This window comes from Streptomyces sp. NBC_01214, assembly GCF_026340975.1.
In the GTDB taxonomy this organism is placed as follows: Bacteria; Actinomycetota; Actinomycetes; order Streptomycetales; family Streptomycetaceae; genus Streptomyces.
In genome coordinates, this window is the sequence record NZ_JAPEOS010000001.1 from 845883 (window position 1) to 858233 (window position 12351).

General features: G+C 72.2%; 11 protein-coding genes. 6 read left to right on the top strand and 5 right to left on the bottom strand.

Annotated features, from left to right (window positions below; all coding sequences use genetic code 11):
- Positions 1-5 precede the first annotated feature (5 nt).
- The 3 genes from OG594_RS04185 to OG594_RS04195 form a co-directional block, all read right to left on the bottom strand.
- Entirely contained in the window at positions 6-1697 is a 1692-nt protein-coding gene (locus tag OG594_RS04185) for a transporter (RefSeq protein WP_266595257.1), read from the bottom strand.
- The gene (locus OG594_RS04190; RefSeq protein WP_266595259.1) at positions 1694-2536 is read right to left on the bottom strand and encodes an ABC transporter ATP-binding protein; all 843 of its coding nucleotides are present in this window, start codon (positions 2534-2536) and stop codon (positions 1694-1696) included. Before OG594_RS04190 ends, OG594_RS04185 begins: the two co-directional genes overlap by 4 nt.
- A gap of 137 nt (positions 2537-2673) precedes the next feature.
- Complete coding sequence (locus OG594_RS04195) at positions 2674-3354, bottom strand: bifunctional DNA primase/polymerase (RefSeq protein ID WP_266602584.1); 681 nt, start codon at positions 3352-3354, stop codon at positions 2674-2676.
- 222 nt (positions 3355-3576) lie between these two features.
- On the opposite strand from OG594_RS04195, the gene OG594_RS04200 reads away from it, so the two are divergent.
- A complete protein-coding gene (locus tag OG594_RS04200) occupies positions 3577-4956 on the top strand; it encodes a transcriptional regulator (RefSeq protein ID WP_266595261.1) in 1380 nt (459 codons plus the stop codon).
- 119 nt (positions 4957-5075) lie between these two features.
- Entirely contained in the window at positions 5076-6431 is a 1356-nt protein-coding gene (locus tag OG594_RS04205) for a hypothetical protein (RefSeq protein WP_266595263.1), read from the top strand.
- A 21-nt stretch (positions 6432-6452) separates the two neighbouring features.
- On the opposite strand, the gene OG594_RS04210 is transcribed toward OG594_RS04205, so the two are convergent.
- Positions 6453-7742, bottom strand: a complete 1290-nt coding sequence (locus OG594_RS04210; protein ID WP_266595265.1) for an ABC transporter substrate-binding protein — start codon at positions 7740-7742, stop codon at positions 6453-6455.
- 195 nt (positions 7743-7937) lie between these two features.
- Between OG594_RS04210 and OG594_RS04215 the strand changes: the two genes are divergently transcribed.
- The gene (locus OG594_RS04215; protein WP_266602586.1) at positions 7938-8384 is read left to right on the top strand and encodes a hypothetical protein; all 447 of its coding nucleotides are present in this window, start codon (positions 7938-7940) and stop codon (positions 8382-8384) included.
- A 14-nt stretch (positions 8385-8398) separates the two neighbouring features.
- Positions 8399-9277 (top strand): formyltetrahydrofolate deformylase, encoded by an 879-nt coding sequence (gene purU / locus OG594_RS04220; RefSeq protein WP_266595267.1) that lies wholly within the window; start codon positions 8399-8401, stop codon positions 9275-9277.
- 229 nt (positions 9278-9506) lie between these two features.
- Here purU and OG594_RS04225 read toward each other — a convergent pair whose 3' ends face one another.
- A complete protein-coding gene (locus OG594_RS04225; protein WP_266595269.1) occupies positions 9507-10025 on the bottom strand; it encodes an EF-hand domain-containing protein in 519 nt (172 codons plus the stop codon).
- A gap of 301 nt (positions 10026-10326) precedes the next feature.
- Here OG594_RS04225 and OG594_RS04230 point away from each other — a divergent pair, with 301 nt between their 5' ends.
- Both OG594_RS04230 and OG594_RS04235 read left to right on the top strand, forming a co-directional pair.
- Positions 10327-10890 (top strand): sigma-70 family RNA polymerase sigma factor, encoded by a 564-nt coding sequence (locus OG594_RS04230; RefSeq protein ID WP_266595271.1) that lies wholly within the window; start codon positions 10327-10329, stop codon positions 10888-10890.
- On the top strand, positions 10887-12140 hold the full coding sequence (locus OG594_RS04235; protein WP_266595273.1) for a zf-HC2 domain-containing protein: 1254 nt from the start codon (positions 10887-10889) through the stop codon (positions 12138-12140). The genes OG594_RS04230 and OG594_RS04235 overlap by 4 nt, the downstream gene beginning before the upstream one ends.
- The last annotated feature ends 211 nt before the right edge of the window (positions 12141-12351 follow it).

Genomic DNA, 12351 nt, shown 5'->3' on the forward strand with positions numbered 1-12351 from the left:
GGCGGTCAGCCCTTGCTGACCGCCCACAGGATCTCCGGGAGCTTGCGCGCCACCGTCGGGGCCGCGAGCCGCAGGCCCGTCCAGGTGGCCAGTGCGCCCCAGGCCACACCCAGCGGGAGCACGATCCAGGAGATGTCCTGGTGGTCACCCACCTTGAGCCAGATCGTCAGGGCGATCACCGGGGCGGAGATCACCGCCGAGGCCAGCAGCCCGCCGAAGATGCCCGCCCAGGCGAGCCCGGCCTGTCCCGGGGCGACGTTCTTGAAGGCGCCGTCCGACGGGATCGAGTACGGGAAGCGGGCCGAGGCCAGTGCCCCCGTGCAGAGCATCGAGCCCAGCAGGGCCAGGGCCAGGCCCGTGGCCGCCGGGAAGGTGGACCAATCGCCGATCACCACGGCCGTGATCACCATGACCAGGACCGTGTACGGGACGGTGACCAGGGCCAGCGAGGCGGCCCGCGCGCGCAGTTCCACGTACGCGTCGCGCGTGGAGGAGATGGTCTGCGCGACCATCCAGAACGCGGAGGTGTCCTGGCCGAACTGGTTGTACATCTGCATGCCGAGCATGCCCGCGCCGAAGCAGCCGAGGTAGACGGACCCCGTGCCCTGGAGGGCGTTGAAGACGGGGATGATCAGGCCGATCGCCAGCGCGGTCACCCAGGACGCCTTGGTCTTCGGGTCGCGCACGGCGTAGCGCAGCGTGCGCTGCATGGTCGCGCCCGTCCGGCCGGCGGGCAGCAGGGACCACAGGCCGCCCGCGCCGCGGTCCTTGGCCGGCTGGGCCGCCGTGAGGGTCGAGCCGTCCGGGGTGACCATCAGCCGGGTCAGGCTCCGCTCCCAGAACCACAGGAGGGCGGCCACGGCGGCCAGGGTCAGGGCCAGTTGGGCGGCCGCCACCCCGTACGCGCCCTCGCTCGCCGAGTCCACCATGCCGACGGCGGTCGCCGGCGGCAGCCAGCGCACCACGGCTTCGACCGGCTCCAGCGTGCTGAGGCCGCCGGCCTGGAAGAGGCGCTGACTGCCGAAGTTGGCCAGCTGTCCGCCCACCGCGATCAGCAGACCGCTGAGGATCGCCATGTCCCGCCCCTTGCGGCTGCTCAGCAGCCGCACGTTGGCCGTGGCCACCGCCCGCGCGAGGGTCACGCAGCCGAGCACCAGCAGGGGCGCGGCCACCACCGCGGCCACCGCGCCGGCGGCGCCGCGCGCGACGGCCAGTACGGAGCCGATGGCCAGGCACAGCGTGAACAGCGGCCCGATGCCGACCAGCGAGGAGGCGAGGAGGGCCCGGACGAGAGGACGCGGGCGCAGCGGCAGCATGACCAGCCGGCTCGGGTCGAGGGTCTCGTCCCCGGTGGGGAAGAACAGCGGCATGAAGGCCCAGCCGAGGGCCAGGATCGCGGCCAGCAGGACGACGACCGTGCCGGCGTGGGCGTTCCCGTGCAGCAGGGCCAGGCCGAGCGTCACGAAGAAGCCGACGACCAGGGCGAAGGCGAGCGTCGAGAAGTAGGCGGCCTTGCGCTTGGAGGAGCCCTTCAGCCCGTTGCGCAGGAGCGATAGCTTGAGGCGGACGAAGACCGGGGTCAGCGGGACCGTCGCGACGGACGAGGCTCCGGTGGTTCCGGTGGACCGGGTGGACCCGGTGGCGGGAGTGGTCACGGTGCCGGCCGGGCCGGCGGCCGGGTTGGCGGGCGAGGTCATCGCGATCCCGCCCCGGAGCCGCCGCCGAGCCACTCCAGCGAGTCCCCGGCCGCGTCGCGCCCGTGCGCGCCGACCAGTTCGAGGAAGGCGGCCTGCAGCGAGGGCGCGGAGCCCCGTACGTCGGCCAGCGGGCCCGCGGCGCGGATCCGGCCGGCGGCCATCACGGCCACCCAGTCGCACAGCGACTCGACGAGCTCCATCACGTGGGAGGAGAAGATGACCGTGGCGCCGGAGGTCGTGTACCGCTCCAGCACCCCGCGGATGGTCTGCGCCGACACCGGGTCGACGCCCTCGAACGGTTCGTCCAGGAAGAGCACTTCGGGGTTGTGCAGCAGCGCCGCCGCCAAGCCGATCTTCTTGCGCATACCGGTCGAGTAGTCCACGACCAGCTTGTGCTGCGAGCCCGCGAGGTCGAGGACGTCCAGCAGCTGCGTCGCCCGCTTGTCGGTCTCCTCGCCGGGGAGCCCGCGCAGCCGGCCCATGTAGCCGAGCAGTTCGCGCCCCGACAGCCGCTCGAAGAGCCGCAGCCCCTCGGGCAGTACGCCGATCCGCGCCTTCACCTCGGTCGGGTCGGCCCACACGTCGTGCCCCGCGACGTGGACGCGCCCCATGTCCGGGCGCAGCAGGCCGGTCACCATCGACAGCGTGGTCGTCTTGCCCGCGCCGTTGGGGCCCACCAGACCGATGAACTGTCCCGCGGGCAGCTCCAGGTCGATCCCGGCGACTGCCACCTGGTCGCCGAACCGCTTCCACAGACCTTCCACCCGCACGGCGGGCGGCGCGGACCGCGCGCCACCCGTTCCGTACGTTCCACCCGTCGCATCGCCCTGGTCCGGCATGCGCCTGCCTCTCATCACGTCCCCGTTGGTCGTTCCTTCTTCACCATAGGAGGCGGGGGAGAGGCTTGAGCAATTACTTATGTCATCAGTTTTCGCCCTGATTTCGCAGGGGCGGAGGGCGAGTTCAGGGGACGGCGTCAGCCCTGGCGGCGCTTGCGTTCCGCCGCGGCCTCGCTGCCGCACGCGTACGCCAACGCGTCGATCAGCTCCTCGGTGTCGGGCAGCCACCGGTTCGCGGGTGTGGGCCGCCGCGCCCACTGGACCGAGCCCCGGCCGCCGAAGCGGGTGGGCGGCGCCGCGACGTATTCGCCCTCGCCCCGCGCCACCAGGTCCATCGTGGCGGCCGGCCAGCCCAGCTTGCGCACCAGGTCGGGCACCTTGACGCCGGCGCCCGGCAGGACGAAGAACAGCATCCGGTGGTCGGGCGTGAGGGTGACCGGCCCGAGGGTGCGCTCCATCCGCTCCAGCCGTGCCAGCGCGAGGAACCCGGCCGTTTCGGGCACGTCCAGCGCGTCGAACGTGCGGCCCGTCGGCAGCAGGATCGAGGCCTGCGGGTGCTTCGCCCAGATCCGTCGGACCTGCACCGCGCTGCCGGTGGCCTGGGCCGCCCAGTCCTTCACCGTCGGGTGCGCGCCGGGAACCGGGCAGTCCGTCGCCCCGCAGGAGCACAGTTCGCGGCCGTCCGCGGGCTCCAACCAGGTGCCGGCGAAGACGTCCCAGTGCCGTTCTTCCGCGTACCGCACGGCATGGTCCAGCAGCTGCTCGCCGCGCTGCTTGGGGATGGGTGCGGTCTCCGTGACTCCGATGGTCTCTTCCACGACCATCACAACTCCTCGGGTCACCCGGGGTTACGGGCGTAAACCCGGCGGCGGGCGGAGCATCGATCCTGCATACGGGGCGCACTGATGCACGCGTGGGGGCGCGTAGGAGGCCGGAGCGCCGGAGTTGGGTAGCGACACGACGCAGAGCGGAAGATTCTCCGCACATCAGGCGGGAAGTGATCATTCCAACGGATCACCCGCGGTCAGCAGGGGGTTTTCATGGCAGCCAGGCCTCTCGTCGCCCGCCAGCCGAACGAACGGCTGCAGGCGCTCATCCAGGAAGCCGGGTGCTCCAACGCCGGGCTCGCTCGGCGCGTGAACATGTGCGGGGCCGAACACGGCCTCGATCTCCGCTACGACAAGACCTCCGTGGCCCGCTGGCTGCGCGGCCAGCAGCCGCGCGGCCGGGCTCCCGGAATCATCGCCGAGGCGCTCGGGCGCAAACTCGGTCGGACCGTCACCATCGACGAGATCGGCATGGCCAACGGGAAGAACCTCGCCTCCGGCGTCGGCCTGCAGTTCTCCCCGACCGTCATCGGCGCGATCGAGCAGGTCTGCGAGCTGTGGCGCAGCGACGTCGGCCGCCGCGACTTCCTCGCGGGCTCCAGCGTGGCCGCCTCCGCGCTCGTGGAGCCGAGCCGCGACTGGTTGATCACCGGGGCCGACACCCAGGTCGCCCGCAGCGGCGGCTCCCGGGTCGGCATGCCGGACGTGGAGGCGGTCCGTGCGACCACCGAGGCCCTCAAGGACCTCGACCACCGCTTCGGCAGCGGGCACGTCCGGCCGGTGGTCGTGCACTACCTCAACTCGGTGGTGTCCGGGCTGATCGGCGGCTCCTACCGGGAACCCGTCGGGCGGGCCCTGTTCGCGTCGGTGGCCCGGCTGACGGAGCTCGCCGGCTACATGGCGGTGGACACGGGCCAGCCGGGCCTGGCCCAGCGGTACTACATCCAGGCGCTGCGCCTCGCCCAGGCGGCGGGGGACCGGGCGTACGGGGGCTACGTGCTCGCGGCGTCCATGAGCCACCTCGCCGCCGAACTGGGCAACCCGCGGGAGATCGCGCAGCTGGCGCGGGCCGCCCAGGAGGGGACGCGGGGGCAGGTCACCCCGCGGGTCGAGGCCATGTTCTACGCGGCCGAGGCGCGCGGCCACGCGCTGCTCGGGGACGCCCGGGCGACGGCGGTGTTGTCCGGGCGGGCGGTGAGCGCGCTGGAGCGGGCGGAGCCGGAGTCGGGTGACGATCCGGTGTGGATCCGCCACTTCGACGCGGCGTACCTCGCGGACGAGCTGGCGCACTGCCACCGCGACCTGGGCCAGGCGGACGCGGCGGCCAGGCGGGCGGAGGAGGCCCTACGAGGCCTGCCGGCGGGCAAGGCGCGCCGCCGGGCCATCGGGCTGCTGCTGCTGGCGGCGGCGCAGGTGCAGCAGCGGGAGGTGGAACAGGCCTGCGTGACGGCGACGCAGGCGGCGGAACTGCTGGAGGGGCTGCGCTCGAACCGGGGCGTGGAGTACCTGGAGGACTTCCGCTCGCGGCTGGAGCCGTACCGGGAGGAGGCGGCGGTGCGGGAGTTCGCAGCGCGGCTGGAGGTGACCGCGTAGGGGGTGTCCCGCCGGTCGGGGTCGGACCGGGTTCGGGGTGCTCTCACGATGGCGGTGCGTGACGGGGTAGCGTGACCCGACGGTTCCGTACGGTCGGGCGAGTCGGAGAAGGAGTCCCGGTGACGCAGAGCGGACAAGGGGGCGCCCCCCAGCCGGGTGCCCCGTGGGGTCCGGACCCGGCGTCCGGATACCCGGCGTACCCGGAGCAGCCGCAGCCGCCCCAGCAGCAGCCGCCGCAGCAGCAGCCCGGGGCCGCGTACGGGTATCCGCAGGCCTACCCCGGCCCGGAGGTCGCGCCCGGGCACGTGGTGGGGCCCGGCTACGAGGGGCCGGGCGATCCGCACGGCTACGGCTACCCCCCGCTGCCCGAGGCGGCGACGCAGTACATTCCGCCGGTTCCGGCGGGGCCCGCGCACGGCGAGGCGGCGACGCAGTATATTCCGCCGGTTCCGGCGGGGCCCGCGCACGGCGAGGCGGCGACCCAGTACATTCCGCCGGTTCCCGCCTCTCCCGGCCACGACGAGGCGGCGACGCAGTACATTCCGCCGGTCCCGGCGGCCCCCGCGCACGGCGAGGCGGCTACCCAGTACATACCGCCGGTCCCCGCCGACCGTGCCGTGGACGGGTTCGACGGGCTCTTCCGGGGCGACGACTCCGCCGGGCAGACCCAGCACCTGCCGCCCGTCCAGGAGCCCGTGCTGCGCCAGCCGCCGCGCCGACCCCATCCGGCCCGCCCGCAGCAGCCCCAGTACCAGCAGCAGCCCCAGCACCAGCAGCAAGCCCAGTTCCAGCAGCCGCACCCGCAGCAGCGGTACGCCGCGCCCCCGCCGCCCCAGGATCCCGCGCGCAAGGTCTCGCCCGCGATCATCGGCGCGGTGGTCATCGGTCTGGCCGTCGTCGGGCTCGGCGTCGGTGCGCTGCTCGCCGACGGCAAGCCGCAGAACAACGACCCCGGCGCGGTCGCCGCGGCCCCGACCGCGAGCGGCGGCTCCGCGGCGCCCGGCGGCGAGGCCCCCGTCGACCCGGCCCGTTCGCAGGCCGTCCAGCTGGACAAGCTCCTCGCGGACAGCAACGACAGCCGGGCCGCAGTGATCAAGGCCGTCGAAGACATCAAGGGCTGCAGCAACCTCGACCAGGCGGCCGCCGACCTGCGCGACGCGGCCCGCCAGCGCGAGGAGCTCGTCACCCGACTCCAGGAGCTGAAGGTGGACCAGCTCCCGGACCACGCGAAGCTGTCCGCGTCCCTGACCAAGGCCTGGCAGTCGTCCGCGGACGCCGACAACAGCTACGCGGCCTGGGCGGACGACGTGGACGACGACAAGTGCAAGGACGGCAAGGCCAAGGTCACCAAGAACGCCTCCGAAGGCAACCGGTCGAGCGGCGAGGCGACCAAGGCCAAGGAGCCCGCCGCGACCATGTGGAACGCGATCGCCGGCAAGTACGGCCTCACCAAGCGGGACAAGTCCCAGCTCTGAGTCGTTGCAGGTGGTCGGGCATCAGGCCATGGGCGGGGCCGTCACCAGGGTCGGGGTCATGTCCAGGGACTGCTCGCCGGGCTGCGCCACGAGCCGCCCGGCCTGCACGATCTGGAAGGTGACCCGGCCGTTGACGATGCGGGGGAAGCCGGCGACGGCGCGCATGTCCTGGTAGCGCCAGCTCAGGTTCGGGGTGAGGCCTCCGGTGTTGACCGGCTGCGACTCGTTCAGGGCGCGCTTGACCGTGCGACCGGTGACGGGCTCGTCCTCCTTGAAGCGCTTGAGGATCTCGCTGAGCACGGTGTACGCGATCCAGGTGGTCTGCGCCCCGCTGTCGTCGGGGTCGACGGTGTCGTCGCCGAAGGCGAACTCGGCGACCACCTTCCGCATGGGTTCCCAGAGGGGATCGGTGGCCACCGGGTACCAGCTGGTCAGGTACGCCCCCTCGAAGGGGCTCTCCTTGCCGCCCGTGCGGTCCACCAGGGCCTGGCTGACGCTGCCCAGGACGGAAGAGATCTGCGGCTTCTTGCGCTGGGCGTCGGTCCGGCGGAAGGCGTCGAAGAACGTCTCGGTGCGCTCGCCGAGCACGGCGGTCACGCAGCCCTTCTCCTTTTCCTTCTCCTTACCGGTGCCGCTGGTGTGCGCGAGGGCCTCGCGGGCCTGCGGTCCGAAGTCGGCGGAGTCCTCGGCGGCCCGGATGTCGGAGGCGTCCGCCATCTTGTTGGCGCGCAGTCCGGCGTTGAGCAGGACCGGCAGGGTGTCGGCCGCGAGGGTGTCCGGGCGGACCAGGGCGACCTGGCTGCAAGCGCGGCTCAGCTGGTGGCCGGCGCCGGCGATGAGGACGGGCTGGCCGCCGTTGACCGGGTACGACAGCGGGGACTGGAACTCCTCGGAGGAGACTCCGTAGCCGCCGATGAAGGGGATGCTCTCCGCCTCCAAGGGGGCCATGAAGGCGCGTCCGTGCTGGCTGTAGGAGCCGACGACGGCGACGGCCTTCTCGGTGACGGCCTTGCGGGCGCAGTCGGCGGCACCGGAAGGCGTGTTCTTCTCGTTGCAGGTCAGTACGCGCAGTTTGCGGCCGTTGATCCCACCCTTGGAATTCACGTAGCGCTCGTACGCCTTGGCCATGCCGGTCATTCCGGGCATGTTGGTCGCTTTGGTGTCTTCCGGGGCGAAAGTCATGACGGTGACGGTTCCCCCGGAGTCCCCCGAGCCCCCGGGGAGCGTCCCGCAACCGGCGATGAGACACGCGCCCATGGCCGTGGCCGCGAAGGTGCGGGAGCGGGATGCGACGCGTCGCGAAAGGGTCATGTCCATGCACCATTCCGCCCCACCGGTAACTGTCGAGTGAGATGGACACAACATCGGGTGACGCCCAGGTGAATTGCGGGGGTGCCGTCCCCCTGGGCGCTTCAAGATCGCACTGACCAGGAACGTACGATCGAAAGCGTGACATTCGCCCAAGGTTCGAAGAACCCTTCCCGACGCGGCGGCCGCTCCTCCACCATGGGCGGCATGCCCCTCAATGACATGCCGTGGTGGCGCTGGCGCAGCAACGTGCGCTCGGCGCTGCACATGCTTTCCGATCCGGTCTTCCACGAGGACACCTGGCTGACCGGCGACGAGGCGTACGGCGACGTCACCGACGCCGTGTACCGGCTCGTCGAGGACACCTGGCTCGACAGCTGGTCCGCCGAGAAGTACGTCGGCACGATCTTCCGCGATTCGCAGGAGGCGGCCGTCGTCGACCTCGCCGTGCTGCGGGTGCTCCGCATCCTCCACCAGGTCGGGCCCGACGCCCCGGTCTCCGCCTACCTGGAGCACCACGCGTGGCCCGAGGCGGTACGTGCCGCGCGCGAGGCGCACGTACGGCTGGCGGAAGCCGACGGGGACGACCCGGACGTGCGACCGACATCGCTCGATGTGTTGAAGATCCTCACCCGCGCGGTGTGAAAGGCTGTGCGGTCATGAGCGACCCGCACACCGAGGCCCAGGCCCAGCCCCAGTACGTCCTGACCATGTCCTGCCCCGACAAGCAGGGCATCGTGCATGCCGTGTCGAGCTATCTCTTCATGACCGGATGCAACATCGTGGACAGCCAGCAGTTCGGAGACCGGGAGACCGGACTCTTCTTCATGCGGGTGCACTTCGAGGCCGAGCCCCCGGTGACGGTCGAGAAGCTGCGCGCCAGCTTCGCCGCGATCGGCGACTCTTTCAAGATGGACTGGCAGATCCATCGCTCCGAGGAGCGCATGCGGATCATCCTCATGGTGTCCAAGTTCGGGCACTGCCTGAACGACCTGCTGTTCCGCACGCGGATCGGCGCCCTGCCGGTCGAGATCGCGGCCGTGGTCTCCAACCACACCGAGTTCGCCGAACTGGTCGGCTCTTACGACATCCCGTTCGTGCACATTCCCGTCACCAAGGACACGAAGGCGGAGGCGGAGGCGCAGCTGCTGGAGCTGGTGCGCGCCGAGAACGTCGACCTGGTGGTCCTGGCGCGCTACATGCAGGTGCTGTCCGACAACCTGTGCACGGAACTGAGCGGGCGGATCATCAACATCCACCACTCGTTCCTGCCGAGCTTCAAGGGCGCGAAGCCGTACCACCAGGCGCACGCGCGCGGTGTGAAGCTGATCGGCGCGACCGCGCACTACGTGACGGCGAACCTCGACGAGGGGCCGATCATCGAGCAGGAGGTCGAGCGGGTGGGCCACGAGGTGACGCCGGACCAGCTGGTCGCGATCGGGCGGGACGTGGAGTGCCAGGCGCTCGCGCGGGCCGTGAAGTGGCACAGCGAGCACCGCGTGCTGCTCAACGGCGCCCGCACGGTCGTGTTCGCGTAGCGAAGTACAGCCTCGCCGGCGATTGAGGCGCGGGGTCTGGGGCAGCGCCCCAGGAAGCCGGGCCGCAGGGGCCGGATACCGGCGCGAGGCGCGGTGGGCCCGTGCGGGCCCGCTGCTGGGGGCGCTGCCCCCAGACCCCCGCGCCTCAATTGCCGGCGGGGCTGGATGGTGCCGGCGGGGCCGGATCGTGCCGGCGCAGCCGGATGTGCTGCCGAGCGCGCCGCAGGCGTTACGCGTCGGGGGCTTCCACGCCGCAGTAGCCCGCGAAGGCCGCCAGGATCTCGTCCTCCGAGATGCGGCCGTCCTGGTCCGCGTCCAGGGCCGCGGCCACCTGCGCGGCCAGCTCCGGGGCCGTGCCCAGGACGCGCAGGACCCGGGCGGCGTTCGGCGGGATCGTGCCGCCGCCGTCCTCGTCCGCCACCGCGATCACGGCCCGCAGGAACGGCCGCGCGATCTCCGCGAACCGCTGCGGGTTGTCGCGCAGCCGCTTCGCGGCCCCGGTGATGAACTCCTCGCGGGACACCCGCTGGTCCCCGTCGACGTCCGCGATTCCGGCCATTCCCTGCCAGAAGGCCTCGGCGCCCGCGAAGACGGCCTGGCCCTTGTCCGACCGGGCGGTGGTACCGAATTCGGCCAGGACGGCCTTCGCGGCAGCGCTGAAGTCCTCCCGGTCGATATACCCGGACCCGTCCTGGTCGAAGGTGGCGAATCGGGCGGCGATCTTGCGCTCGTATTCTGCGCTGTCCATTTCGGCGTTCCGCCTTCACATGTGCAGTGGGGTACAGATCAAGACAAGGAAGGAGCGTAAGCCCTACGTGGCCTGCGCGTTAAGCGAAGCGGTCAAGGAGGCGGCCGCATCGAACCCGCGCACGGGGAGCGCGATGGGGCGCGTACACCTGTCCCCATGTGCCGTCGGGCGTACCACCGTTCACGCCCTGCCACGCCCCTATCACGCAGGGCGCACTTCCAGGGAGAGGTTCTTCCAAAACAGGCGCGATCCGCCATGTGCCCACTACATTCGTTGAGTCGACACACGGCTGGGGGCATTCATGCCGAAGGACGCACCACCGCGCTGGGACCGCCGCATGCAGCAGCGGCTCGCCCGTGGCGAGGCCGCCGCGCTCGGGGAGCTGTACGATCGCTTCGCCTCGCTCGTGCACAGCCTGGCGCACCGGGTGCTGGGCGACGAGAAGGCGGCGGACCGGATCACCCGAGAGGTCTTCGGCTACATCTGGGAGAACCCGGACGCCTACGATCCCAAACAGGGCTCCATGCGCTCCTGGGTCGCCCGGATCACCCAGGGCCAGGCGGTGGCCCGGCTGCGCCAGGCCGAACTGGGCCGCGGCTCGCGCGAGGAGCTGGAACAGAAGGTGCGCACCGCCAATGCGGCCGCCCGCGCCGACTACATCGTCACCTCGATGCCCGCGCCCCTGCGCGCCGCGCTGGAACTCGCCTACTTCAAGCGGCGGGACTACCGGCAGGCCGCCGCCGACCTGCAGATCAGCGAGGACGAGGCGCGGCGCAGGCTGCGGCTCGGGTTGCAGTTGCTGTCGACCGCCAACGCCCTCCCGCAGGAGGAGACCGCCCAGTCCGGATATGGAACGCCTCGATGAACGGCCCTCCCCAGCCGCCCGATGACGGATACGAGCGTCCCGTCGGTCGGGCGCGGATACCGGGTCCGCGCGGGGCCGCGGACGACCTCGACCCGGGGCACGCGCCGCGGTCGATGCCGCCGCTGTCACCGCCGGTCGAGGTGCCGCCCCCGCCCTCGCACGCCGTGCTGAAGTCCCTGCTCGGGGCGTGGGCCCTGGCGGCCTGCTCGGCCGAGGAGACCCAGGCGGTGGAGGACCACCTCACCGAGTGCGCGCCCTGCGCGGAGGAGGCGCTACGGCTGCGCGACGCGGTGGGGCTGCTGCACCCGGAGGAGACCCTCGACCTGAAGCCGCTGCTGCGGTCGCGCGTCCTCGAGGACTGCCTGGGCAAGCGGCCGGCCCGCATCCCGGTGCCGGTCTGGGCGAGCCCGTACGACACCGAGACCGCGCGGCTCGACGCGCTGCTCCAGGACTTCGGGGACTCGGAGTGGCACACCCCGGTGCGGCTCAAGTGGTTCGAGGAGGAGCGGCGCCGGTCGCAGCGGACCACGGTGGCGGGGGTGATCGGCCATCTGCTGACGGTGGACGGGCTGATCGCTTCGGCGCTGGGGCTCGACGACCCGCTGGGTCCGGACGCGCCGAAGGGCGGGCCGACCGTGCGGACGGAGCACTTCTGGGGTGCGACGCCGCACCCGATCACGCGGCAGGTCCGCGACCCGTGGCGGGAACAGGGCCACACGCTGGTGCGTACGGTCTCCTTCGCCGGCCGGGGAGTCGCCGAGCTGGCGGTGGACTACGGCGGCTTCGCCCTGCCGCTCGGGGACGCGTTCTTGGAACGGGCCTTCGAGTGCTGGGTGCACGCGTGGGACATCGCGGAGGCGGTGGACTACCCGTACGAGCCGCCGGCCGGCCCGCACCTGCACCGGATGATCGACCTGGCGGCGCGGCTCCTGCCGGGCGCGTTGGCGCAGCGCAGACGCGCCGGCCTGGCCGCCCCGCCGCGGGGCCTGGTCGCGGCGGGCGCGCCCGGGCGGACCCTGCACCTGGAGATCGAGGGCTCGGGCGGCGGAGGCTGGGACATCGCGCTGGACTCGCCGGGGGCGAAGCCGTCGCCGGAACGCACGGTGGCGGAGATAGCCCTGGACGGGATCGAGTTCTGTCAGCTGGCAGCCGGGCACATCTCCCCGGAGGAGGCGGCGGTGGGCCAGCACGGTGACCGCGAGGCGATCCGCGACGTCCTGTTCGCGGCGGCGTCACTGAGCAGGCTGTAGGGGGTCGGCGCACGGGCGGGGGGCCGGCGTTTGTACGGGTACCACTGCGCGCGGGGCCTTCACCCCCGCGGCGCGGCGGGGGCCGACCCCGGTAGGCGGAAGCCGATGGGGCGGTGCCGGGGAGGTGCGGCGGGGATCCGGTAGGCGGGATCCCCTTGGCCGGCATCAGGGATGTGCTGGGGGTTTCCCGTCAGTCCCATCGTCCTTCTGT